Below are 25034 nucleotides of genomic sequence, written 5' to 3' on the forward strand. Positions count from 1 at the left end.
CAGATTACCAATTCCCGTTTTAGTTAATCCCATTTCTTTTTTTCCATTCCGGGTATTTTTCCAGCATTTGTTCCGGAGCCCGGGTGTACCAGCTATAGCCGTTTCTTCGCTCATGACCTATCTCCGTTATGGAATCCTTTTTAATACCGTCTCTATCGCAGAAATATATTTTCTCGGTTTCCAGATCATAAAATCGGCCCCAATGTAAAGGCGCATTTTTATCTTCTACCACAATTCTATCTTTACTCCCATCAGGCATTGTATGGGTATCAACCCTTAACCGCCCTACACTGTGGTCTTCAAACCACTTCACCGCTCCATTTATAGAAGCCTTGACTTCATTGGATGGGTTTTCTATTTCCATAAGCATAAGCACTATTCCTACAGATTCCGATCCACTAAATGAAGGCAATTCATAACTTCTGGCTTTTGCGGGTGCAAGGGTCACCGAATCATGTTGAGCACACCATGCGGTAGGCTCCCCTTTGACGACAATCTGAGTATTTAGAAAACACGCTATTCCTTTGTCATAGGCTTCTTGAATTTTGGCTTTTTTACTGTCCGACAATTGCATGGATTGAAAAGCGGGATCATCGGATAGCAATTCTTTTAGGAAGCGCATTATATTGACCATGGCATCGTCATTGAAGGTGATGTGGCCGGAATAGGCCACACTTCCTTTGCGTACCGGATAAAACTGAGGCCAACCCCCATTGTCGTATTGGGCCTTGAGTATATAATTTATTCCTTTTTCAAAAGCCTGCTTGTAGCGTTCGTCCTTGGTTTTTGAATAGACATTGGCGAGAAATCTCAACTCGGTAATGGTAGCATCATTATCAAATGTTGCTCCAATTTCATCTTTTGTTTTTAGGTAAGCTGCTTTTTTACCAGCATCCATTGGGTGATGATAGGGCTTATTTTTTTCCCAACCACCAATAGCTTTTTGGGTCAGCAGTACATTTTCTGCTACAAGTTTTGCTTCATTGGAAGCATACCAGGCTTCCGGCATTTTCACAGCAACATCCTTCCAGCGCATGTCTCGAAAATCTTTGGAATCATTCTGACCCATTGCGGAGCCAATCGCTAGAACTGCAATTAACCCTATCAATCCCATTGTTTTTGAAAGTGCAATTTTATTTTTCATTGTAATTGAATTTCCTTATTTGTGGTAATATTAATCCTGAAAGAGGCAATAGCCCTTCTATTACGTCTATTTTTCCAACCATTTCCATCTTTCTCCCCAGTCGCCCAAAAAGGCTTCTCTGAAGTTAGCAATGGTTTTCGCTCCCTGTTGATCTTTAATAAATAACCCCTTACTTGATCGATCACTGTACCAATTGGATCCCAATTGGTAATCGTCTGAAGAGGGTTTTCCCGGCCAGGGAATGGTACTGATATATTCTCCTTCCAAGCCATTCAGTTCAGGAATTTCACTACTGGTTTTGTATTTACCGTGTTCAGCCTTTTTAGAGCTATATTTTACTCCGTAAACCCCTTCTCCGAGGTAATAACCCGGCCAAACCTGACCTTGTATTTTGATTTGAAAAACTGCAGAATCCTCAGGAACCATTATTTTAGGCCCTTTAAATCTCCATTCGATTGTAGCATAAGCCGCCACTGTATCTGTCTTGGTACTACCACCTTCAAATACGCTTCTGGAACTACGGTCTATCTTCTCAAAGCTGCCACCCCAACTTTCTCCTGTAGGGTCTTCCGGGTCTCCCTTCATGACATAAGCAAGGGATGGGGTATCTCCCATTTTTATTTCTCCATTGTAATAATTGATGAAATCCTTACCCATTACCCCTCGCCCTTGGATAAAATTGTTATAATACGCATCCGCTTTGTAAGTTTCGGAAGAACCATCATCCATAAACCAACCCCTATAGGTTGCATTGGATTCAATCATCCATAAATCTGAATGATTGGCAGCGATATATGAATAGGCATTGATGCTCCATTTCTTATTTGGCCCACCTATCCAATAAACCCTGATGTTTTCCTTAATTTCAGGTGCATCATGCAATGCCTGAGCGAGATCTTCTATTCCTCCCCAAACCAAAACCCAAATCGGTTGATCACTTTCTTTTTTGGCGCATTTAATGATCCAATCTGAACCTTCAGTAGAAGTAGAATACCCCTTAAAAGGAGCTGCCGGAATGGCGCCTTGCTTGACAACCGATCTCAAAGCAGCGGGTTTCGGAAGACCACTTGTATGTTTTGCTAACTGGGCATAATCCTTTTCATAATGCGCAATAATGTCCAAGAAATCACTCTTGCGCCCTCCCCCGAAAGGAGAGGAAATCAAGCCCTCAATTTCAAATTGATCCGCATACATCAATAAATGTATCATGGACTGAAAATCATCCGGGTCGGTTCCTCCTATATCGGAACTAATCAAAACCCTGGGCTTAACAGTTTCCATTTTATCTGCCTTGAAATCAATTATCGCCAGCCAAGCGATTATCCACAAAAAACTTGTGCTATACATTAAATTCATTTTCTCTTTTTTTACGCTAAAATTTAAACAATTGTCTTTTGGTATAGGGTATATCAAAACCACAATCCGCACTAAAACAAATAAATATGAATTAAAACAAAAGTAAATGAAACCAAAAATAAATAAAAACGAAAATTTTTAAGAAAAATATTTATTTATTTCTTAATTTTAATTTTATTTACAAGTATGACTTCTACTTTCAATGGTGCATAACTTGAGACACCAGCAAAATAGAAGCATNTGAGACACCAGCAAAATAGAAGCATTAAACCCTAGAAAAAACAATTTATCGAAAATGTTTTCGATATTAAACAAAAAATATGCTGCCAAAACAAAGAAAAGAAAAGATACTTGCCTTACTTAAAGAAGATGGATCTGCCAAAGTAATCGATCTGGCCAGGATTTTTAAGGTCACAGAGGTCACTATCAGACAGGATCTGGAAAAATTGGAAAAAAATGGTTTTGTTATCCGAGAGCACGGTGGTGTACATTTAAAAAATGTGGAAGACCAGGTGCGTAATTTCTCATTAATCCACCAGGATAATTTGAAGAAAAAAGAAATTATTGCCGAAAAGTGTCTGGAATTTATTCAGCCCGGGGATACCATCATATTAGATTCAGGTTCTACTACCACTGAGATTGCTAAAAAAATAATAAATATTAAGGGCCTGACAGTCATTACAAATGCCCTAAATATAGCACTTATGCTAGGTGCTAATCCAAACATAGACATTATCATGACTGGAGGTGAATTCAAGGCACCTACATTATCACTTACCGGTCAAAAAGCGGCTGATTTCTTTAAGGGGCTGAATGTCCAGAAACTCTTTCTGGCAACTGCAGGTATTTCCTTAAAATCCGGACTTACCTACCCAAGCCTTAGCGATCTTGTAGTGAAAAAAGCCATGATAGATGCCGCAGACATTACTTACCTGGTAGCCGATTCTTCGAAAATTGGAAAAAGTGCTTTTGCCAGCCTCGGTGCCTTATCACTTATTGATTACATTATCACTGACGAAGGAGTCGAAAATAAACACAAAGAGGTTTTCAAAGAAAATGAAATCCAATTAATTATCGCTGAAGATAATAATGAAAAATAGCAAGTAATAAGCCCATTTTAACAAAACAATGAAAAATCAAAACATTACTTTAGGCATTATCATAGGAAATAGAGATTTTTTCCCTGACAAACTCGTGTCAGAAGCAAGAACTGAGGTTTTAAACGTTCTTAAAAAGCAAGGGGTCAAAGCCATTATTCTTGGAGAAAAAGAAACTAAACTTGGTGGAGTTGAAACCTATTTGGATGCCAGGAAATGTGCTGATCTTTTTAAAAAACATAAAGAAGATATCGCAGGTATTTTGGTAGTACTCCCAAATTTCGGAGATGAAAGGGGAATCGCAGATACTTTACATCTAGCTGATCTTAAAGTTCCTGTTCTCATTCAGGGTTACCCTGATGAATTGAACAAACTAAATGTAGCCAATAGAAGAGATTCATGGTGTGGGAAAATCTCAGTTTGCAATAACCTTTACCAATACGGTATCAAATATTCGATCACTACCAAACATGTGATCCACCCTACTGCCCCATCCTTTAAGGCAGATTTACAAAAATTCCTGGGTGTTTGCCGTGTAGTTAAGGGAATGACAAATGTTCGAATTGGAGCCATTGGCGCCAGACCTACGGCATTTAACACAGTACGATACAGCGAAAAAATATTGCAGAAAAATGGCATTTCTGTGGTCACCTGCGATTTGTCGGAAATACTTGGAAAAGCCAATAAATTGGACATTACCCATCAGCGGGTAAAAGATCATTTGGAGAAAATTCACAATTATGCCTCTACCGGAAAAACCCCAAGTGAGTCTTTAATTCAAATGGCAAAGCTTGATGTGGTATTGAATGATTTTATGACTGAAAATCAATTGGATGCCAATGCCATTCAGTGTTGGACCTCGCTTCAGCAAAACTATGGTTGCAATGTTTGCACCAGCTCAAGTATGTTTAGCGAAGGCATGATCCCTAGCGCCTGTGAAGTAGATGTGACGGGAACCCTAAGCATGTATGCAATGCAATTGGCCTCTGGTTCTCCCAGTGCTTTGGTAGATTGGAACAATAACTATGCAGATGATGAGGAAAAATGTGTGCTTTTCCATTGTGGAAACTGGGCCAAATCCTTCTTACCAGACATTGAAATAAGCAATGCACCCATTCTCGGTACCACTGTAGGAGTGGAAAACACCTATGGTGCTTTGGATGGACGTACTCCAGCCTCACCCTTGACTTTCGGTAGAATCACCACAGATGATACCAAAGGAATCATGAAAGCCTACATGGGAGATGGAATGTTGACAAATGATGAATTAAAAACTTTCGGAAATAGGGCCGTTGCAAAAATCCCAAACCTTCAGGGATTAATGCAATATATATGTAAAAATGGTTTCGAACATCATGTCGTAATGAATGCCTCGCATACTTCTGAAGTTTTGAAAGAAGCATTTGAAAACTATATGGGATGGGACGTATACCATCATGAAGGAGAATAAAATCAGGTGAATTGTTACCACGAAGAGAAAACAATGATGTCAGATAAAGATTTGGAAAAAAAGTCAGTATTGCTGAGAAAAAACATTCTCAAATACATTTACAAAGCAAAAGCCGGACATACCGGAGGTAGCTTGTCTTGTGTGGACATATTGAATGTATTGTACAATAAAGTACTTAATGTAGACACAAAAGATTTCAGAAACCCCGATAGAGACCGCTATATTCAAAGTAAAGGACATTGCGTAGAAGCCTTGTTTGTCACGCTTGCAGACAGAGGTTTTTTCCCTGAATCAGATCTGGAAACGCTTTGTCAGTACCAATCTCACTATATCGGCCACCCTACAAAAAAAGTCAATGGAGTGGAGCAAAATACCGGAGCTTTGGGCCATGGTTTACCTATCTGCGTCGGAGAGGCTATTGCAGCCAAACTGGACAAAAAGCAACACCGGGTATTTACGCTTTTAGGAGATGGTGAATTGCCTGAAGGCTCCAACTGGGAAGCATTTCTTTCCGCATCGCATTATAAATTGGACAACCTATACGCGATTTTGGACAATAACAAACAGCAAATCACCGGTTCAAATCAGGAAGTAATGAATACTGATTCCCTTCAGGAAAAATTGGAAGCTTTTGGTTGGTCTGTGAAAGAGGTTGATGGTCATAATTTAAAAGAACTGACAGAAGCATTAAACAATGGCCCCTACAATATTGGTAAACCAAATTTCATCATTGCCCATACAGTCAAAGGAAAAGGGGTGAGTTATATGGAAAGCGTTTTGAAATGGCACCATGGCGTCCCAAGCCCCGAACAATACGAATTGGCTATATCAGAACTAGACGCGGCTGAGGCATTAATCTCATAGATCATGGAACTGAATAAAAATTTAAAAATGGGTAGAGCAAACCAAGAAGTTTTTGCTGAAACCCTTGAAAACTTAGCTGCTGCGGACCCCTCGATCATTACCGTGACGAGTGACTCCCGTGGTTCGGGAAAACTGGTTCCTTTTGGAAGGAAATACCCAAACCAGATTGTAGAGGTTGGTATTGCTGAACAAAATCTTGTAGGCGTAGCCGCTGGCCTGGCTTCTGCAGGAAAGAAACCTTTTGCTGTTTCACCTGCTTGTTTCCTTACAGCAAGAGCACTGGAACAAATCAAAAACGATGTGGCCTATTCTGATAACCCCGTGAAATTGGTAGGAATAAGTGCTGGTGTAAGCTACGGTGCATTAGGCACCACACATCATAGCCTTCATGACTTTGCCGTGCTTCGGGCCATCAACAATATCACCATTGTGGTGCCAGCGGACAACTTCGAAACTGAACAGGCGGTGCGTTTAGCCGCCAATCTTAAACAACCGATTTACCTTCGCTTTGGTAAAAAAAGCGTACCCTTCTTGAGTGAAAAAAACCAAACATTCGAATTTGGCAAAGGAAGAGTAATCCGCGAAGGTGCTGACCTTACCATTATTGCCAATGGTGAAACCGTACAACACGCATGGCAGGCAGCCGAGGTTTTGGAACAGCAGCATGGGATTATTACCAAGGTTATCAGCATGCACACCATTAAACCTTTAGATACAGAGCTTCTGGATGATTTAGCCAAAGTTGGGAAACCAATAATCACAGTAGAAGAACATATGGTAAACGGAGGCTTAGGAGAAGCCTGTGCTTCCTACCTCTTTCAACAAGGGGCAAGAAACCCATTCCATATTATGGGTATTCCTGATGAGTATACTGTGACAGGTTCTCAAAATGAGATCTTTAAGCATTACGGGATTTCCTGTGATGGCATAGTAGCGAAAGCAGCATTCGTCTTAAAAAATTAACACCCAAACCCAAAATGACCAATTTCAACCCCTTAAAAATGCTTTGCTTTTTTGCAGTAGCATTGATTTTAAATGGCTGCGGAGGACCTGATGAACACGCCTTGGATCAACCTAAAAAGGTGGCCGTAATTGTGTCCACTCTTAACAATCCCTGGTTTGTAGTATTGGCAGAAACAGCCGCAGATCGTGCTACCGAATTGGGATTTGAGGCAACTATTTTTGATTCCCAAAACAATACCGCACTAGAAACAGATCATTTTGAAAACGCTGTTTCTTCAGGATATGACGCCATACTTTTCAACCCTACAGATGCAGATGGCTCAATTGCCAATGTAAGGATCGCCAAAGAAAAGGGGGTGCCGGTATTTTGCATGGACCGAGAGATCAATGCAACGGATGCAGCCACAAGTCAGATTCTTTCAGACAGCTATGCCGGCTGCGTAGCCATTGGGAAGTACTTCGTTGAAAAGCTCAATAAAAAGGGCAAGTATGTTGAGATACTAGGCTTAGTTGGCGACAATAATACATGGAGCAGATCCAAAGGATTCCATTCTGTGGTCGACAATTATCCCGAACTTCAAATGGTTGCCCAGCAAAATGCAGATTTCGACAGAAACAAAGCCATGGAAGTTATGGAATCCATATTACAGGTGCATCCCGACATCAAGGGGGTATTTTGTGGCAATGATGCCATGGCCATGGGGGCTTATCAGGCACTTATTTCCTCAGGTAAAGCAGACCAGGTAATGGTTTTTGGATTTGATGGTGCTAGCGATGTTATCAATTCCATCAGAGACAAGAAAATACTGGCCACAGGCATGCAATTTCCCAAATTGATCGCCAGGACAGCAGCGGAATACGCATTATCCTATTTTGATGGAAAGCGGGATTTTGCCCAAAAGGTACCTGTAACCGTGGAAATGGTCAACCAGGAAAATGTAATGGATTACCAAGCCTACGGAAGCAAATGAACAGGAAAGCAATTAAATACAGCATTGGAATACTTGTCATAGGTCTATTGGGATATAACTCCGTCTATTTTCAGCCACTGGATAAAAAACTGGCAGATGGAAATGAAATAAGTTTTGATGCAAAAGCCTATGTAGAAGGCATTTGGGGCAATGAATTAAGGATGGTCTATAAAGATGCACCAGACATTACGCTTTTAATAGATAGCCTGGAGCAAAATACGGTTGCTGCCTTTGAAACTTATGGGTACGCACTGGGCATTGGGAATATCGGCTATTTCAGGGTCCAAGGAGTAGGTCTGGTTACAGCCGTCAATAACAACAATGTCCTGCTGCAAGTGGGAAGCCATGTGATTGAAGTGGAAACGGAATTTGTGTATGGAAATGCCATCCGAGATGCTTCAGGTTTAGTCAAGTTAAACGATTATGACAACTCCTCTGATTTCAACAGCATCTCTGAATCAATCAATGAAAAAATTCGAAAGGAGCTTATCCGGGAATTCAGGTCTAAAGTAAAAATAGGAGATAAGGTAAGGTTTGAGGGGGCGATTGAGCTCAATAAAGCGCACCTAAAACTTAGCCGGATTGAGGTGATTCCCATTACTCTTCAAATAACAGAATAGCATGACAGCGCTACTTGAAGTCCGACAAATAACCAAGAAGTTCTCCGGGGTGACCGCTCTCAGCCAAGTGGATTTGCGCCTCGAGGGAGGGAAAGTCACCGCCTTAATTGGTGAAAATGGTGCTGGAAAATCCACTTTATTGAAGGTCATGTCGGGAATTCACACCGATTACGAAGGTGAGCTATTATTTAAAGGTCAGGAAATCAAATTCTCCAGACCGAAAGATGCCCAGGATATGGGCATATCCATTATCCATCAGGAATTAAACCTTATCCCCTACCTCACTGTAGCCCAAAATATTTTTCTGGGCAGAGAATTGGTCAATGCTTTTGGATTTTTGGACCGTGATAAAATGATCCGAAAAACCAAAGCACTTCTGGAAAGGCTAAAACTGGAAGTAGAACCAACCGCTATGGTAAGCTCCCTGAGGGTGGGTCAACAACAGATCGTAGAAATTGCCAAGGCACTTTTGACCGAATCATCGGTAGTATTTATGGATGAACCAACCTCCGCAATAGGGGAAAGTGAAACAGCTGTACTCTTTGAAATAATTAACAAGTTAAAAGCTGAAGGAAAAGCCATAGTCTACATATCGCATAAGCTGGAGGAGTTGTTTGCCTTGGCTGACAATTTTGTTGTTTTGCGAGATGGAAAAGTCGTCGGACAAGGCGAGATTTCAGCCATTTCCCGCCCCATGCTGATCAATCTGATGGCTGGACGCTCAGTAAATATCATTAAAAAATCCAGAAAAAAGTCCTCTGAAGAAAAAGTCTTACAAGTCAAAAACCTGCAATTAACAAACCCAGGCAATCCCAGCCGACCTTTGCTTAACAATATTCATTTTGACTTGCACAAAGGGGAAGTATTGGGAATATATGGTATGATGGGTGCCGGAAGGACAGAACTTTGCGAAAGCATGTTTGGCCTCCACTACCGCAGAATGACCGGAAGTATCGAACTGGAAGGAAAAGAAATGCTTTTCAAAAACCCGGTGATGGCCATTGAAGCAGGTATGGCACTGGTGCCGGAAGACAGAAAAAAAGACGGGATTGTACCCAATATGTCTGTAGGCAGAAACCTAAGCCTTTCCGTTCTGGAGCAGGTAAGCAGCTATGGGTTCCTCAATCGTGCCTTGCAAACAAAACTTTATGACAAATATGTAGCCTCACTAAAGATAAAAGTTAACAATGAAGGACAACTTATTAAGAACCTAAGTGGTGGAAACCAACAAAAGGTAATTCTCGGCAAATGGATTGCCCGGTCTCCCAAAGTCCTTATGCTGGATGAGCCTACCCGAGGCATTGATATCAATGCTAAAAATGAAATCTATGAATTGATATCCCGGTTGAGCCAATCGGGCATCTCCATTCTCGTCGTCTCTTCAGAAATCCCGGAAATTCTGGCCATTTCTGATAGAATACTTGTGATGGCTGAAGGGGAAATTTCTGCTCAATTCTCGATTGAAGAGGCTACAGAAAACAATATTATGAATGCCTGCATACCGGAAAACCTGAACCAATGATCTCTATAAAGAAAAATTTAAATATTGCTCAGTTTCAGTCTCTCATGGCCTTGTTTATTTTATGCCTGTGCCTGGCTTTGATGACAGACAACTTTATGACTACAGACAATTTCTGGAATGTCATGCGTCAGATTTCGGTAAATGTTTGCATTTCAGTGGGCATGACCCTTGTGATTTTAACTGCTGGAATTGATCTTTCTGTAGGTTCCATTCTGGCCTTTTCTGGAGCTATTACTGCTGGTTTATTGAGCAATGGGATCAGCATTCCATCGATCAATTTGTTCATCGGCTTCACCGTACTTGGTGCTGTACTTGTCGGCTTACTCGTGGGGGGTGGATTAGGATTTATCAATGGCTATACCATTACCAAATTTAAAGTGCCACCATTTGTGGCTACCCTAGCCATGCTTACCATGGCACGTGGTTTCACCATGCTTTGGACCAAGGGGCATCCGATTTCGGGTTTGGGCGAGACCTTTGGTTTTTTAGGCACAGGTTGGTTTTTGGGCATCCCCATGCCGGTTTGGATTTCAGGAATTGTGGTCGTCACAGCGATAGTTCTAACTGGAAAAACCCGGTTTGGCAGGTACATCTATGCCATAGGTGGCAATGAAAATGCCTCACTCCTCTCCGGAATACCCATAGCAAAAGTTAAAATATGGGTTTATGCGCTTGCCGGCATACTTGCTGCAGTAGGTGGGATTTTGGTGACAGCACGTCTGGATTCTGCCCAGCCAAACGCCGGCTTCAGTTATGAGTTGGATGCCATCGCTGCAGTGGTGATTGGAGGCACATCTTTATCCGGTGGGCGGGGAACAATCCTGGGAACTGTGTTGGGTGCCATCATTATCGGAGTCCTGAACAATGGGCTGATCCTTATGAGTGTTTCCCCATTTTGGCAACAAGTAATTAAAGGGTTAGTCATTCTCCTTGCGGTAATCATTGACAAGTCCAACCAGAAAAGTGAATAAACCAGCGTTGCTTCAGCCATAACAACAACGCATTACGAAAATAAAAATGTCTTATATATTAGCCATAGATCAAGGAACAAGCAGTACCAAAACCATCATTTTTAATGAAGAAGGTAAAGCTTTGCACAAGGAGACCGCACCACTAAAGACCCACTATCTTGATGGTAACCGGGTAGAGCAGGAGCCTGAAGCAATCTATCAAAACATATTGAGCTCATTAGGCAAATGCCTGGAAGGATTTAGGGCTAAAAACGGTGATTTAAGCAAAATCAAAGCCTGCGGCATTTCCAATCAACGCGAAACTTTTGTCCTGTGGAACAAAGCAGGTGAGGCACTTTACAATGCTTTAGTTTGGCAATGTAAACGATCTGTCCCTGTCTGTGAACGATTGAAAAGCGAAGGGCTCGCACCCAAAATCAATCAAAAAACAGGATTAATCATTGACCCCTATTTCTCTGGCACAAAGGTGATATGGCTGTATGAAAACGAGCCTAATATCAAACAGGAAATAGACAGTGGAGAGGCTTTTTTTGGCACCATTGATACCTGGTTGCTTTATAAATTAACCAAGGGACAGTCCTATTTGACCGATTATACCAATGCTTCCAGAACCTTGTTCTTTGACTTAAACAAGCTTTGCTGGGACGAAGAGTTATTGGAGGATTTCGGTTTGTCAAAGCTTAATTTACCAAAGGTAAAACCTTCTTCCTTTCATTTTGGTGACACCAATTTTGAAGGATTAATAGGTCATTCTGTTAGTATTTCGGCCATGATTGGGGATTCCCATGCCGCAGCTTTTGGTGAAGGATGTTTTGATCAAGGAAGTGCAAAAGCAACCCTCGGCACCGGGAGTTCTATTTTAATGAATATAGGAAGTAAACCAAAAACTTCTCAGCATGGCATGGTGACCACCATTTGCTGGAGCACTGAAGATCGGGTGGATTATGCACTGGAAGGAATCATCGTCTCAGCCGGTGCCACAATTGAATGGGTTAAAAACCAACTTGGTTTGTTTGAAAATGCTGCAGACTTAGAGGAAATATGCTATTCCTTGCCAGACAATGGTGGCGTATACATCGTGCCTGCTTTCTCCGGATTAGGAGCACCCCATTGGGATATGAAGCGGAAGGCGTCCATTGAAGGGCTTTCATTTGACTCCACCAAAAATCATGTGGTAAGGGCAGCGGTAGAGTCTGTTCCCTATCAAATAAAAGATGTGATATCAGCCATGGAAGCAGATTCAGGCACCCCACTTTCTGAACTCAAGATTGACGGAGGGATTACCGCAAATAAATTTGTATTGCAATTCTTAGCAGACCTGCTTGAAAGGAAAGTCACCAATATAGCCATTGCAGATGTTTCCGCTTTAGGAGCTGCCTATTTGGCTGGACTTCAATCAAAAATATACGAAAGTCTGGAGCAACTCCAGGGATTTAACCAGACTGCCAACAGCACCTTGGCGGGAGATGGCAGGAACAAAGCAAAACAGGCCTATAAAGGATGGAAAAACGTGATTGGATAAATTTCACCTCCACAAAGAAAACATACCATGAAAAACAAACTCAAAATACAACTGGCAATAACGGCACTGCTTGCATTAGGCTTCAGCAACCTAATCGCTCAAAATAAGGCAGGGGAAAAAACAAGGGTTATCGTCACCAGCGATGGAGAAATAGACGATCAGTGCTCTATTGTTCGCTTTCTTTATTATGCCAACGAATGGGATGTGGAAGGAATCATTACCTCTAGTTCGCAATATCACGCTCAGGATCATAATTGGCCCGGAGATGATTGGATTGAGCCTTATCTGGATGCCTATGAAAAGGATTACCCAAATCTTGTGAAACACGACCCTGCATTCCCCACAGCAGCTTTTCTAAGGGAACGCACACTTATGGGAAATGTGAAAACTGAAGGTGAGATGATCGAAGTAACAGCAGGCTCAAGCCATATTGTTAAGGTGCTATTGGATGAAACAGATGACCGCCCTATTTGGATTCAAGCCTGGGGAGGGACAAATACTATTGCCAGGGCCTTGAAAACCATCGAGGAAAATCACCCTGAAAAAATGGAATATGTAGCCAATAAAATTCGCCTTTACCTGATATGGGAACAGGATGTTACTTTTCAGGAATACATTCGACCAAAATGGGGAAAATACAACATCCCAACCATCATCTCTGATCAGTTTGAAGCCATTGCTTACCGATGGGCTCAGGTCCAGCCCAAAGAAATGCTGCCCTATTTTGAAGGGCCATGGATGAAAGCCAATATTCTTGAAAACCACGGTGCATTGGCAGCCCTTTATCCAGCCATGGAAAATGGCGATTTCCGTTCTGAGGGTGACTCCCCTGCCTTTCTGCACATCATCCCCACAGGATTAAGAAGCTTGGAATCACCTGGAAATGGTGGCTGGGGCGGAAGGTATGTCAAAGTACGTGAAAACACTTGGCTTGATCCTGTACCTGTACCAGATTATCAATACCCGGAAGGGAGGTGGTATGGTAGCAATGCTTGGGGCAGACAAAGTTTACGCGATGGAAGCAAAACTACACCTGCACAACGGCGTGAATATTTCAAACCCATGTGGCGTTGGTCAGACGCCTTGCAAAATGATTTTGCAGCTAGGGCTGATTGGGCTGTAAAATCTTTTGAAGAGGCCAACCATGAACCTAAAGTAATACTCCGCCATAAAGCGAACCTTAGTAAAAAACTAGGTGCAAAAGTCAAGCTTGATGCTTCCCTATCAACGGATCCCGATAAAGATCAATTGAACTTTAAATGGTGGAAACACCAAGAGGCAAGCACTTATCCTGAAGGTATTGCTATTAGAAATTCTGAAAGTGAAAAGGCTACTTTTATTGTACCTGAAAATGCTTCAAAAGGGCAAACCATCCATATTATCTGTGAAGTAAGTGATATCGGAACACCAAAATTAACTAGGTACCGAAGGATAATCATCACTGTAAAATGATACTCTTTAGACCGTGCCTAAAATTAGCTATTGCTAAAGGGTCGGTCTTTTCAATACTTTGTCATTTATTCCACTTAAACCCAAAAGTAATGATCCCGATCAAACATTTAGCCTACACCCTATTTCTGCTGTTGATTTCAGTCAATGTTTTTGCGCAGGCCCCTTGGGATTCCCACGGTCAACTTGAGGTAGCATCAAATGGACACTATATCGCCCATGAAGATGGCACTCCCTTTTTATGGATTGCCGATACAGGCTGGGGCTTGTTTCAGCAACTTACCAGAGAGGAAGTAGACATGTACCTTGACCATAGACAGAAAACCGGCTTCAATGTCATACAGACCGTAGCCTTTTGGTACCCCCATGGAGGAGGAATCGATAGTGGTCCACACAATGCTGCCAATGCCTATGGTCACAGGCCATTTACAGGTGGTGAGGATGCGCCAAATACATCCGAACCCTTGATTGTATCAGGTGGAAGCACTGAAACTCCCAATGATTATTGGGACCATGCGGATTACATTATTCAGGCTGTAAAGAAACGGAACATGTACCTGGCCCTACTTCCGAATTGGGGCAGGGCATATATTTCAAGTCAATTTGGTGGGGCGCATACCGAATTTACGGCGAAGGAAGCCAAAGACTACGGTTCATTTCTCGGCAAGAGGTACCAAAATGAACCCCATATTCTTTGGGTATTGGGTGGGGATGCAAAAGGCTTGTACAAGGAAGGTGAAAAAAGCTTTGATTCACGGCCCATTTTCAGGGCCATGGCTGAAGGAATAGTGTATGGAGTTACCGGTGAATCTGCAAAATGGAATGAACCAAATCCTGCCTGGAAAAAAGTTTTTATCACCTATCACCCGGATGGAGATGCCGCCATAAATTCCTCAAATTGGTTTCATGAGGATGCCTGGCTGACCGCAAATGGAGTGGAAGTATGGAAGGAAGTTGAAAAAGTGTATCCAAGCATGTTGAGGGAATACAATTTGGACCATCCTAAAAAGCCGAGTTTATTCTTAGAGGGATCCTATGAGTTTGGCGCCTACGGGCATGACTGCGGATGGATTACTCCTGTTCGTTTACGGCGCCAGGTCTACCATACCTTTTTTGCAGGAGGGGCCGGACACACCTATGGTGCAGGTCCAATTTGGCCCATGCGGGGAAATAAAGGAAATTACAGCTGTGGTTTTACCTGGCAACAAGCTTTGGATTTCCCCGGGGCTGTGCAGTTTGCCCAACTTGCTAAAAATTTTCTTATCGACCATCAATGGGCAGAATGGATACCCGATCAAAGTATTATGCAGGGCTCAGAAAGTGAAGGAGAAAGCCTGAAAACAGCTGTAAAACTGGATAATGGTGAAATGCTATTGGTGTATTTTTCCAATATATCCCAGGCCACTGTTAAAAATACACTTTCAAAATCTGCAGAAGCCAAATGGTTTGATCCAAGTGAAGGCCGGGAAGCCAAAGCAGAAGCCTTCAAACCTGGTGAGCTACGTCAAATAACACCTCCATCGGCATGGGAAGATGCCATTCTGATCTTAAAAGCAAAGGAGTAAATACGAGCCCATTTTAGGTGCTTTCAAATTGTTCTAAACTTATTAATCATGTATAAATTATTTCCAACAAAAACAGCTCATTCCATGAGAATTAACACATTCAGATTTCTCCTCATTGGCCTAATCCTTTTAGGAAGCATTGATCTAAATGCACAAGACGCAATGGAGAAAGAGCGAATCATCGTGCTCACAGATATAGAAAATGAACCCGATGATGCCATGTCACTCATAAGGTTCCTTACCTACTCCAACCAATGGGATGTAGAAGGCCTGGTGGCTACTACTTCCCGGCACCAACGAAATAAAATCGCAGCCTGGAGAATTCGTGAAATATTAACTGCCTACGATAAGGTAAGGAACAATTTAGAAAAGCACGAGAAAGGCTACCCTACCACTGATTTTCTTTTGTCTATACTTAAAGAAGGCATTCCAAAATTTGGCATGGAAGCAGTTGGGGAAGGCATGGATTCTGAAGGTTCAGAGTTAATAATCCAATCCGTGGATGCAGATGATTCCAGACCCGTTTGGGTATTGGTTTGGGGAGGCCCCAATTGTCTTGCCCAAGCACTATGGAAAATTAACCAAACCCGTTCTCCTTCGGAAGTGGATAAATTTGTGGCCAAACTAAGGGTATATACCATTTCTGACCAGGATGACAGTGGCCCTTGGATTAGAAAAACATTTCCAAACCTCTTTTACATTGCCAGTCCGGGAATTCATCCCCTTGGAGGATATCATCATGCTACTTGGACAGGCATTAGCGGAGACAAGTTTCATGGGCGTTTTTCAGGAGGAAACTTTGAAATTGTGGATAATCCCTGGCTTGATGAACACATTCGGAGCAAGGGACCGTTGGGTGCGGAATACCCACATATGGAATACCTAATGGAAGGGGATTCACCAAGTTTTATGCATTTGATTCATACCGGAATGGAAAATCCTGAACGTCCTGATTTTGGCAATTGGGGAGGAAGGTATGAATACTATCAACCGCGAACAGAAAAATGGTTTGCTGAACCCGAAACTCGTGCCCTATGGACAAATGCGCAGGATGAGGTGTTAGGAATGGACGGGAGTTACCATACTAGCAATAAGGCGACCATTTATCGCTGGAGAGAAGCTTTTCAAAATGATTTTGAGGCCAGAATGGACTGGACAATCAAGCCCTATACTGAAGCCAACCACCCTCCGGTTGTTAACCTAACATCTTTGGATTACATCAATGCAAAAGTTGGAGATACTATTGATCTTAGTGCGGAAGGAAGCAAAGATCCGGACGGAGATGACTTGACCTACAATTGGTATCATTACAGAGAACCCGGAAGTTTTACCCAATCCGGTAGTAGGGCCCCAAAACCTATTGAAATAATAAATGCAAACAATGTAAAAGCTCAACTAACAATTCCAAAAGCTGAAAGGCTAGGGACTATACATGTCATTCTAGAAGTTACCGACAATGGTTCCCCTGCACTTACACGGTATAAACGTACCATTATACGGGTAAATTAAGGCAATATGGTATTATACTCTTAACATCATATAGCTTGAAAAAAGACCCATAGAAGTCTGTATAAATACCTCAATTCAACACGATTGAGGCATTTCTTTCTGTTGCATAAATTTTTGCACTAAAAAAACTGATGAGTTATCAATTGGCATCATTTTTAAGTAATTTACTTTCAAACAAAATAATTAGATTTTGAAGGAAGCTTTAGAGAAATTAAGAGGAATACTCATGGGTGATCTGGAAAGTGTGGAACAAATGGCTGTTTCACTCTTTGTTGGCCTCCTAATCCTTATCTTTTTTATCTACCTGTCCCGGTGGATAAAAAGGATAGTAAGTAATCGACTAAGCAAGAAAACAGACGATCACTTGCTTACCAACTTTATCAGTGCTTCCATCAAAAGTCTGGTTATGGTTTTTGGCTTGGCCTTATTGCTTCGTTTTCTAGGGCTTACGGGTGTGGTCAATAGCCTGCTTGCCGGGGCCGGAATTACTGCTTTCATAATAGGCTTTGCGCTCAAGGATATTGGGGAGAATTTCCTCGCCGGTATACTCTTGGCCTTTAAACGGCCTTTTAAAATCGGTGACATGGTGGAAATCAACGGTCTTAGCGGTAAAGTGAGGGCCTTAAACCTACGGGATACTCAAGTCAAGACCATAGATGGCAAGGATGTTTTTATTCCCAATGCCACCATTATAAAAAACCCAATGATTAATTTCACCATTGATGGTTACCTGAGCTATAGTTTTATCGTCGGTTTGGATTATGGATCAGATTATGAAGCTGCGCTAAAGCTCATTTCCGAACTTATTCAGTCCGTTCCTGGAGTCTTAGACGGAGACAAAAAACCTACGGTATATGTCAAGGAGCTGGCTTCCTCTACCTTAAATGTCAAAATAACCTATTGGGTGAATACCTACAACCGCGATCAGATCGATGCAAAAATTCATTCTCGGGCCATTGTTAAAGTTCTTACCGGATTGGAAGAGAAAGGCTTTACCTTGCCCGGAGATATTGTAGAAGTTAAAAACCGCCAATAAAACCCCTCAATCTCATTCAAACCCTAATAAGATCCCTATTCCCTTCTTCTGAGATCTAGAAAACAAAACTGCTTCGTGATAAGGCTTTTAATCGCAAGAAAACCAAACTGTTTGAAGATTCCTGATATGCATCGCTAGATTAAATTGGAAACAGCAGCAAACTGGTTGATTTTGTAGCGATTTCAATACCTAACAAATAGGCCTCTGCATATGCCGAGTAGAAAATCGCCTATATACCAATTACTGATTACCGCATTACTCATCTCCCAAAGCTCCCAGCTCCCTGTCTTCTTCGATATGCTTAATTCCGGAGATTTTTAAATCCTCCAGACGTGCTTCTTTTCCGGAACTGCATCCGGTGATAATTCCTGAAAACTTTAAAACCTGCTTGATGGTACAGCCCTGCAGCCTCAATTGGCCGGCAATCTGCTCTATATCCCCAGAAGCATTGTCTTCAACAGATGCAATAAAATTCTTTTTCATGATTTTGTCATTTATTGAGGTGCCTGCACCAAACCTGCTCCAGCATCCCTTCCCGGCAAACCTACATTTCTAGCACTATCGGTGAGTTTTTCCCATATCTCCATCGCACTTGCAGAAGGGTATGCCTCCCAAAGCATTGCCGCCACACCTGCGACATAAGGCGTAGCCATACTTGTGCCACTTATGACTGCATATTCTTGAGGTTTTTTCCAAGTACTGTAGATCTCTACCCCCGGACCGGCAATATCTACACTTCCCCCATCAGGGTTAAGTCCTCCACATGAGAAATTTGCTACTGCTGAATTTTTATCCAAGGCGCCTACTGCCATTATATTGGGGCAATTCCCGGGGTGGTTCACCGGCATTATTGTACCCTGGCTCCTTTGACTGTCATTCCCTGCTGCGGCAATAATTAGCGTCCCCATCTCCATGGACCTTTTGGCCAAGTCGTTGTAAATATTGGAATATCTGGTATTTTCCCCTACCGATGCCCCCAAAGACATAGAGATCACCTTACAACCATTGTTTACGGCCCACTCCATACCGGCCAATATTCCACTATCACTTCCCACTCCTTTATTGGACAAAACTTTGCCTGTATAAAGAGAAGCATCACTTGCGGCACCATAGCGAATACCTGTTGTACTATTTACGCCTCCTGCAGCAATCCCTGCACAATGGGTTCCATGCCCGTTTAAATCATCCACTGCTTCTCCTGCTATAAACGATTTGGACACAATCGTTCGGTTTTGAAAATCCGGATGCGCCAGATTCATCCCGGTATCTAAAATGGCCAAATGTACACCTTTGCCTGTCTTCTGACTTTGCATACCATTCAAAGCATGTATCGCCCAATAAGCCTTGCTATCATTTTCAAAAGTCGGGGGCTCAACCACCGGGGGATCCTTAGGAGCTTCTTCAGGTTTTTTGATCCCGAAGATCTGACAAATAAAATTCCACAGTAGCATGCCGAAATTACTTTGACTGGGACTGTCCAAGGTATAAACATAACGCTCAGGCTCCATGTATTGGAAGGATTGCCTTGCTGCCATCAGGCCGTTCACCTGTTCATCATGATCTGCATTGATCACAGCAACATTAAACTTTTCGAAAACGATGCCGTCTCCTTCTTCAAAAGCTTTTGCATAATCGCCTTCCTTGTTTTTATATTCACCGGAAGGTGCCAACCTCAGTGCAGCACCACTCGCTTCTTCATCTATATTTTTAAAACTCGCTTCAGGATGAAGCAAGACTAATTTTTTGCCGGTAAACTCAGGCTTTTGGCCTGATGCAACTTGGTTGTTATAATAGGGATCCATAATGGGTATTGGTTAAAGGGCTAGGTACTTCAATTAAAAAACTATAATCCTTGTTAAGGTAATAATTTATTCGGGGAATTTCAATAGGGAAAATCACCTAACTCATTGAATTACTGATAAATTAAACTCACCATCCAATAAACACAGGGTTTAATCAAGTATTAATTAACAAATAAAAACTTCCACTTAAACCTACGAAATGAAAAAAATCCATAAGACACCTTGCAATAAAAACTTTCTTATAGAAGTGAGGAATTGATTATTATTTATTCAGGCAGCCTAAAGATTGTATTTTTCAGGTTCAATTGCTTAATTTTAAATTTGCATGCCAGTTGGATTACAATGCAAACCCATACTTCGCAATATTGCAAAAAATAAAAGTAGCCTGTACTCATTTTCGGTCGGCTTAACATTATTTTTAATACGATTAGTCGTCAGTTGAAGCCCTAAACCTTTTACTATAAATTTGAACCATGTCTTTTCAAAAACTCAAGCTCCACCCTTCTATACTTGGCAATATTTCTTCCTTAGGCTATACCACTCCTACGCCCATACAAGCGCAAGCCATTCCCGTTATTATCAAGGGTAAGGACCTACTCGGGATTGCCAAAACAGGTTCAGGGAAAACAGTAAGCTACGTTGCCCCAATATTGGATCAATTGTTCCGTGGGAGTGCGGGCAGGAAGAACAGGCAGCCTAAAGTTTTGGTCTTGGTTCCTTCTAGGGAATTGGCCATTCAAGTGGTGGAGGTATTTAAAGAATTGTCCCTTAAATCCCCTCTCCCCATCAAATCCATGGCAGTTTATGGAGGTGTTTCGATCAATCCTCAGATGAAAGGTCTTTTTGGAATAGACATATTGGTAGCAACGCCCGGGCGTCTCCTTGACTTACACAGTTCCAGTGCCATAGACCTTTCCAAAGTTTCCACATTGGTATTGGATGAGGCAGATAAGATGCTGAATCTGGGTTTTCATAAAGAAATGGAAGAAATTTTTGGTCTGCTGCCAAAAAAAAGGCAAAACTTGTTGTTTTCAGCTACGCTAAGCGAGCAATTATCAGGAATCAACCGCGTACTGCTGATGGATCCGGAGATCATTAAGATTGAGAATAAGGAGGAAGACGTGGAGTCGATCAATTTATCCGGTTACTTTGTAAGTGATGAAAAAAAAGGACCACTGCTCAGACACCTGATCAAAGAAAATGACATGAAACAGGTTTTGATCTTCACCTCCTCCGGCATCAAGGCGGACAAGGTGGCCGGTAAGTTGCAAAAAAATGGAATCCCAGCCCTATCCATTCACGGAAAAAAGAGCCAATTTGCCCGGCTCAAGGCCTTGGATCAATTTAAATCAGGAGAAACACCAGTCCTGGTTGCCACTGACCTGATCGCCAGAGGAATTGATTTTTTAAAGCTACCTTATGTAATTAATTATGAATTGCCCCGCTCACCTAAAGACTTTGTGCACCGAGTTGGGCGAACCGGCAGAGCCAAAGAAGAAGGTTTGGCCATCACTTTTGTTACTAGAGAGGAAACCCACCACTTCAAGGTGATTTTGAAAAAAATGAAACGCTATATAGATATGGTGGATAGCGAAACCATGGATTTCTAGATCCAGTTTTTTTCATTACAAATTGACACTTTCCAATCAATCCCAAAATAGGTAGCAAACAAGCTTCTATATATTTGAAATTTGTACCTTAAGGTAAACAGCCCCTCAAATCAAATCGTAAAGGAATGCAGCAATTTTAATCTCAAAGTCATCCATGTGAGCAACCGGTGTGTGGCCTGCCCCTTTATAAGTAATCAATTCGTTTTTGACATTATTTGCTGTTAACTTATTCACCAATTCAACTGAATTGCTGTAAGGTACCGATTTATCAGCTGTCCCATGGACAATAATGGTTGGAGGAGCCTTTTTATATCTATTCAGCATGCCCCATTTCTCACCGGTACTTCCCCATAAATTAACAAACCCAATAATCCCTGCTTTGTCTTTTTTCTTAGTTTTGTTACTGAAGAAAAAATTAGAGCCAAGAATGCCCCCGGCAGATCCGCCCCCAACGATGATTTTTGATTTGTCAATATTTAAATCCTTCCTGTGTTTTCTTACCCATTTTAGTGCTTTGGTAGCATCTTCCACTGCATCCGAAAGGGTGCCGCCAATATCTTCTATTGGTTGGTCTCTCACACGGTAATCAATGGATATACACACATAACCTTTCTTAGCAAACCTTTTTGCCATTTCAACGATATAAGTCTGCGTTTTATCGTTTCCATACCTGAAACCACCTCCATGCATCCACACAATCACCGGGCGGTTTTTAACATTATCATTTTCAGGTGTATAAATATCAAGAGCCAGCGATTCTTTGATTCCTTTTGCATTAACAGCCTCCCCAAAAACCACATCTTTTTGAATGGAAACCTCCTCAAACACCTCATTCAGGTAACGCTCCTTATTTTCTTTGACAGGTTCCAACAATGGATTCCTTGAAAAAGCAATTGATACGGTACAAAAACAAAGTGCTATGACAATAAATAATCGTCCACCAATTTTAGAAAGTGACATGTTCATTTAATTCTTCTTTTTTAATTTCTAGGTAAACTTGTCAAATGGGCAGCATTTAATTCCGGTGCTCCATTTTTTTTAGCTCCAATAACCCTTCAATCTAGTAAGGTTTTTACGGTTATAAAAGAATTCCTTTTGTTTTACAAAATTGATCCTTTAGCAAAGGAATAGCTATCAAATCAGGAAGCATTAATTAGATTATTTTTCAGCATTCTCCCCCTACAATTATAAGGGAAGGTCTGGAGTTTTATAGAGTTTTACTTGGGAAGGACAAAAATAAAGGCGGAAAAACATTTCAATCCCCTTGTATCCTATTTCAGGCTTTTCGGAAAGAACTCTTTATATTTAACCCTAATTTATATTTAACCCTAAATTCAGAAATTAATTGACAAAATTAAATACTAATGTGTATTTGGATCTAGAAATTGAATTAGAGTTTTTATCAATTTTATAAAAAGTAAAAAGATGCAAAACCTTTCCACTTTTTCACTTTATCTAAAAAAGTATAGCATCGCCTGCTTAACAATTCTGGCTTTGGCCTGCTCAAAAGAAAACCAGTTTAATACCATACCTGTGGACTATCCAAATACAGAAAAAACCGACCATACTGACCGCTATTGGGGAGAAGAAGTAGCTGATCCTTACCGTTGGCTGGAGGATGATTATGCTGAAGACACCAAAGAATGGGTGCAGGCCCAAAATAAAGTCACTTTTGGTTATTTGGCTGAAATTCCTTTCCGAGATGCCATTCGAGATCGACTCGAAAAAGTGTGGAACTATGAAAAAGTAAGTGCCCCTTTTTTCTACGGAGAATGGACCTATTATTTTAAAAATGATGGCCTTCAAAATCAATCGGTCCTCTACAGATCCAAAAAAGTAGGGCAGGAAGAGGTTTTTTTAGACCCCAATAAGCTGTCTGAAGATGGCAGTACCTCTCTGTCTAGTATTGCCTTTACCAAAGATGGAAGCCTTTTCGCCTATGCAGTTTCAGTGGCAGGATCAGATTGGCGAGACATCTATGTGATGGATACAAAAAACAAAACTTTGCTGGACGACCAGATTAAAGATGCCAAATTTACAGGCATTTCCTGGCAAGGAAAAAAGGGCTTTTACTACAGTACCTACGCCCAACCAGATGGCTCCAAACTCTCTGCCCTAACCAATGACCACAGGCTATATTTCCACCAACTAGGTACTTCACAGGCTGAAGATATTTTGGTATTCGGAAATGATGAGACGCCAAAAAGGTACGTTTCCGGTCGCGTAACAGAAGATGGTCAAGTTCTTGTCATCAGTGCAGCCAACAGCACTACCGGAAATGAGCTATATATCAAAGACTTAATCAAAACAGAAAGTACCATCAGACCAATCGTTACAAACATGGACCATAACCACGATGTACTTGATCATCAAAAAGGTTGGCTTTTGGTCCAAACCAATAAAGATGCCCCCAATAACCGACTGGTGAAAATAGACCTGAACAACCCAAAATCGGAAAACTGGCAGGTTTTGATTCCTGAAAAGGAAGAAGTCATGCAGGTTTCCAAAGGTGGGGGTAAGCTCTTTGCTACCTACCTTAAAGATGCCATCAGCGAAGTCCGGCAATATGACTACCAAGGCAAAGAAGAAATGTCAATCGACCTTCCTGGAGCAGGAACTGTCAGTGGCTTTTCATCCAAAAAAGACCAAGACACCATCTATTATAGCTTCACATCCTATGTGCAGCCCGGAAGCATTTACAGTTATTCTATTAAGGAAGGAAAGCATAAACTTTACCGCCAACCGCAACTGGATTTTGATCCGGAAGCCTATGAAAGCCGGCAGGTTTTTTACACCTCAAAGGATGGAACAAATGTTCCTATGATCATTACCCATAAAAAAGACTTAACCTTGAATGGTAAAAACCCGACCATTTTGTACGGTTATGGAGGCTTTAATATCAGTCTTACTCCTGCTTTTAGCATTGCCAACACCGTATGGTTAGAAAATGGAGGGATTTACGCTGTTCCTAACATTCGAGGGGGTGGAGAGTATGGTGAGAATTGGCACAAGGCCGGAACAAAACTTCAAAAGCAAAACGTGTTCGACGATTTTATCGCTGCAGGAGAGTTTCTGATCCAGGAAGGATATACTTCAAGTGATTATTTGGCCATCAAAGGAGGGAGCAATGGTGGATTACTGGTGGGTGCTACCATGATCCAAAGACCCGAACTTGCCAAAGTGGCCTTACCGGCAGTAGGCGTGATGGACATGCTGCGGTACCACCAATTTACTGCGGGAGCAGGCTGGGCTTATGATTATGGAACAGCCGATGAAAGTGAGGAAATGTTTCGGTACCTTAAAAATTACTCCCCTGTTCACGCTTTGAAGCAAGGAACTGCTTACCCTGCAACCTTGGTTACTACAGCTGATCATGACGACCGGGTAGTACCGGCCCATTCATTTAAATTTGCTGCCAGCCTACAGGAAGCACACCAAGGCGAAAGCCCGGTATTGATTCGCATCGAAACCAATGCAGGCCACGGGGCAGGAAAACCTACCGGGAAGATTATAGACGAACATGCGGATATTTTTGCCTTTACACTTTACAATATGGGAGTCGATTTTAAAGACTGAAGCGAAT

Annotated in this window: 20 protein-coding genes; 15 read left to right on the forward strand and 5 right to left on the reverse strand. The window is 41.8% G+C overall.

The window, feature by feature from the left end; genetic code table 11:
- Window positions 1-19: 19 nt before the first annotated feature.
- Together pelA and ACYVHJ_RS15265 are read right to left on the reverse strand one after the other, a co-directional pair.
- The gene (gene pelA, locus ACYVHJ_RS15260; protein WP_460516206.1) at window positions 20-1144 is read right to left on the reverse strand and encodes a pectate lyase; all 1125 of its coding nucleotides are present in this window, start codon (window positions 1142-1144) and stop codon (window positions 20-22) included.
- Window positions 1145-1210: 66 nt separating this feature from the next.
- Entirely contained in the window at window positions 1211-2500 is a 1290-nt protein-coding gene (locus ACYVHJ_RS15265) for a nucleoside hydrolase-like domain-containing protein (protein ID WP_460516209.1), read from the reverse strand.
- 320 nt (window positions 2501-2820) lie between these two features.
- Here ACYVHJ_RS15265 and ACYVHJ_RS15270 point away from each other — a divergent pair, with 320 nt between their 5' ends.
- From ACYVHJ_RS15270 to ACYVHJ_RS15330, 13 genes are all read left to right on the forward strand, one after another.
- Entirely contained in the window at window positions 2821-3600 is a 780-nt protein-coding gene (locus tag ACYVHJ_RS15270; RefSeq protein WP_339904313.1) for a DeoR/GlpR family DNA-binding transcription regulator, read from the forward strand.
- Window positions 3601-3628: 28 nt separating this feature from the next.
- Window positions 3629-5047, forward strand: a complete 1419-nt coding sequence (locus ACYVHJ_RS15275; RefSeq protein ID WP_460516213.1) for an L-fucose/L-arabinose isomerase family protein — start codon at window positions 3629-3631, stop codon at window positions 5045-5047.
- Window positions 5048-5083: 36 nt separating this feature from the next.
- Complete coding sequence (locus ACYVHJ_RS15280) at window positions 5084-5911, forward strand: transketolase (RefSeq protein ID WP_460516329.1); 828 nt, start codon at window positions 5084-5086, stop codon at window positions 5909-5911.
- A gap of 3 nt (window positions 5912-5914) precedes the next feature.
- Window positions 5915-6874, forward strand: a complete 960-nt coding sequence (locus tag ACYVHJ_RS15285) for a transketolase family protein (protein ID WP_460516216.1) — start codon at window positions 5915-5917, stop codon at window positions 6872-6874.
- A 14-nt stretch (window positions 6875-6888) separates the two neighbouring features.
- On the forward strand, window positions 6889-7845 hold the full coding sequence (locus tag ACYVHJ_RS15290) for a D-ribose ABC transporter substrate-binding protein (protein ID WP_460516220.1): 957 nt from the start codon (window positions 6889-6891) through the stop codon (window positions 7843-7845).
- Window positions 7842-8465: a DUF2291 domain-containing protein gene (locus ACYVHJ_RS15295; protein WP_460516223.1), complete on the forward strand. Its 624-nt coding sequence runs from the start codon at window positions 7842-7844 to the stop codon at window positions 8463-8465. The genes ACYVHJ_RS15290 and ACYVHJ_RS15295 overlap by 4 nt, the downstream gene beginning before the upstream one ends.
- A 1-nt stretch (window position 8466) precedes the next feature.
- Entirely contained in the window at window positions 8467-9987 is a 1521-nt protein-coding gene (locus ACYVHJ_RS15300; RefSeq protein WP_460516226.1) for a sugar ABC transporter ATP-binding protein, read from the forward strand.
- Window positions 9984-10958 (forward strand): ABC transporter permease, encoded by a 975-nt coding sequence (locus ACYVHJ_RS15305; protein ID WP_460516229.1) that lies wholly within the window; start codon window positions 9984-9986, stop codon window positions 10956-10958. The genes ACYVHJ_RS15300 and ACYVHJ_RS15305 overlap by 4 nt, the downstream gene beginning before the upstream one ends.
- A 46-nt stretch (window positions 10959-11004) precedes the next feature.
- Entirely contained in the window at window positions 11005-12480 is a 1476-nt protein-coding gene (locus ACYVHJ_RS15310; RefSeq protein WP_460516232.1) for an FGGY family carbohydrate kinase, read from the forward strand.
- A gap of 27 nt (window positions 12481-12507) precedes the next feature.
- Complete coding sequence (locus ACYVHJ_RS15315; RefSeq protein ID WP_460516235.1) at window positions 12508-13932, forward strand: DUF1593 domain-containing protein; 1425 nt, start codon at window positions 12508-12510, stop codon at window positions 13930-13932.
- Window positions 13933-14021: 89 nt separating this feature from the next.
- Window positions 14022-15494, forward strand: coding sequence for an apiosidase-like domain-containing protein (locus ACYVHJ_RS15320; RefSeq protein WP_460516238.1), 1473 nt, complete (start codon window positions 14022-14024; stop codon window positions 15492-15494).
- Between the two features lie 48 nt (window positions 15495-15542).
- Window positions 15543-17003 carry a DUF1593 domain-containing protein gene (locus ACYVHJ_RS15325; protein WP_460516241.1) on the forward strand — a complete coding sequence of 487 codons (1461 nt, stop codon included), beginning with the start codon at window positions 15543-15545 and terminating at the stop codon, window positions 17001-17003.
- A 190-nt stretch (window positions 17004-17193) separates the two neighbouring features.
- The gene (locus ACYVHJ_RS15330) at window positions 17194-18039 is read left to right on the forward strand and encodes a mechanosensitive ion channel family protein (protein WP_460516243.1); all 846 of its coding nucleotides are present in this window, start codon (window positions 17194-17196) and stop codon (window positions 18037-18039) included.
- Between the two features lie 255 nt (window positions 18040-18294).
- Here the strand turns inward: ACYVHJ_RS15330 and ACYVHJ_RS15335 are convergent, their stop codons facing one another.
- Entirely contained in the window at window positions 18295-18522 is a 228-nt protein-coding gene (locus tag ACYVHJ_RS15335) for a hypothetical protein (protein WP_460516246.1), read from the reverse strand.
- 11 nt (window positions 18523-18533) lie between these two features.
- Complete coding sequence (locus tag ACYVHJ_RS15340; RefSeq protein ID WP_460516249.1) at window positions 18534-19841, reverse strand: S8/S53 family peptidase; 1308 nt, start codon at window positions 19839-19841, stop codon at window positions 18534-18536.
- Between the two features lie 473 nt (window positions 19842-20314).
- Between ACYVHJ_RS15340 and ACYVHJ_RS15345 the strand changes: the two genes are divergently transcribed.
- Entirely contained in the window at window positions 20315-21451 is a 1137-nt protein-coding gene (locus ACYVHJ_RS15345; protein WP_460516252.1) for a DEAD/DEAH box helicase, read from the forward strand.
- A gap of 105 nt (window positions 21452-21556) precedes the next feature.
- Here the strand turns inward: ACYVHJ_RS15345 and ACYVHJ_RS15350 are convergent, their stop codons facing one another.
- The gene (locus tag ACYVHJ_RS15350; RefSeq protein WP_460516255.1) at window positions 21557-22417 is read right to left on the reverse strand and encodes an alpha/beta hydrolase; all 861 of its coding nucleotides are present in this window, start codon (window positions 22415-22417) and stop codon (window positions 21557-21559) included.
- 459 nt (window positions 22418-22876) lie between these two features.
- Here ACYVHJ_RS15350 and ACYVHJ_RS15355 point away from each other — a divergent pair, with 459 nt between their 5' ends.
- Window positions 22877-25027 carry a prolyl oligopeptidase family serine peptidase gene (locus tag ACYVHJ_RS15355; protein ID WP_460516258.1) on the forward strand — a complete coding sequence of 717 codons (2151 nt, stop codon included), beginning with the start codon at window positions 22877-22879 and terminating at the stop codon, window positions 25025-25027.
- Window positions 25028-25034: the final 7 nt, after the last annotated feature.

It is taken from the genome of Cyclobacterium sediminis (assembly GCF_054781075.1).

Excerpts from the sequence above, each read along its gene's own strand:
- pelA (WP_460516206.1), bottom strand. The coding sequence starts at position 1,144 with ATGAAAAATAAAATTGCACTTTCAAAAACAATGGGATTGATAGGGTTA.
- ACYVHJ_RS15265 (WP_460516209.1), bottom strand. The coding sequence starts at position 2,500 with ATGAATTTAATGTATAGCACAAGTTTTTTGTGGATAATCGCTTGGCTG.
- ACYVHJ_RS15270 (WP_339904313.1), top strand. The coding sequence starts at position 2,821 with ATGCTGCCAAAACAAAGAAAAGAAAAGATACTTGCCTTACTTAAAGAA.
- ACYVHJ_RS15275 (WP_460516213.1), top strand. The coding sequence starts at position 3,629 with ATGAAAAATCAAAACATTACTTTAGGCATTATCATAGGAAATAGAGAT.
- ACYVHJ_RS15280 (WP_460516329.1), top strand. The coding sequence starts at position 5,084 with ATGTCAGATAAAGATTTGGAAAAAAAGTCAGTATTGCTGAGAAAAAAC.
- ACYVHJ_RS15285 (WP_460516216.1), top strand. The coding sequence starts at position 5,915 with ATGGAACTGAATAAAAATTTAAAAATGGGTAGAGCAAACCAAGAAGTT.
- ACYVHJ_RS15290 (WP_460516220.1), top strand. The coding sequence starts at position 6,889 with ATGACCAATTTCAACCCCTTAAAAATGCTTTGCTTTTTTGCAGTAGCA.
- ACYVHJ_RS15295 (WP_460516223.1), top strand. The coding sequence starts at position 7,842 with ATGAACAGGAAAGCAATTAAATACAGCATTGGAATACTTGTCATAGGT.
- ACYVHJ_RS15300 (WP_460516226.1), top strand. The coding sequence starts at position 8,467 with ATGACAGCGCTACTTGAAGTCCGACAAATAACCAAGAAGTTCTCCGGG.
- ACYVHJ_RS15305 (WP_460516229.1), top strand. The coding sequence starts at position 9,984 with ATGATCTCTATAAAGAAAAATTTAAATATTGCTCAGTTTCAGTCTCTC.
- ACYVHJ_RS15310 (WP_460516232.1), top strand. The coding sequence starts at position 11,005 with ATGTCTTATATATTAGCCATAGATCAAGGAACAAGCAGTACCAAAACC.
- ACYVHJ_RS15315 (WP_460516235.1), top strand. The coding sequence starts at position 12,508 with ATGAAAAACAAACTCAAAATACAACTGGCAATAACGGCACTGCTTGCA.
- ACYVHJ_RS15320 (WP_460516238.1), top strand. The coding sequence starts at position 14,022 with ATGATCCCGATCAAACATTTAGCCTACACCCTATTTCTGCTGTTGATT.
- ACYVHJ_RS15325 (WP_460516241.1), top strand. The coding sequence starts at position 15,543 with ATGTATAAATTATTTCCAACAAAAACAGCTCATTCCATGAGAATTAAC.
- ACYVHJ_RS15335 (WP_460516246.1), bottom strand. The coding sequence starts at position 18,522 with ATGAAAAAGAATTTTATTGCATCTGTTGAAGACAATGCTTCTGGGGAT.
- ACYVHJ_RS15340 (WP_460516249.1), bottom strand. The coding sequence starts at position 19,841 with ATGGATCCCTATTATAACAACCAAGTTGCATCAGGCCAAAAGCCTGAG.
- ACYVHJ_RS15345 (WP_460516252.1), top strand. The coding sequence starts at position 20,315 with ATGTCTTTTCAAAAACTCAAGCTCCACCCTTCTATACTTGGCAATATT.
- ACYVHJ_RS15350 (WP_460516255.1), bottom strand. The coding sequence starts at position 22,417 with ATGAACATGTCACTTTCTAAAATTGGTGGACGATTATTTATTGTCATA.
- ACYVHJ_RS15355 (WP_460516258.1), top strand. The coding sequence starts at position 22,877 with ATGCAAAACCTTTCCACTTTTTCACTTTATCTAAAAAAGTATAGCATC.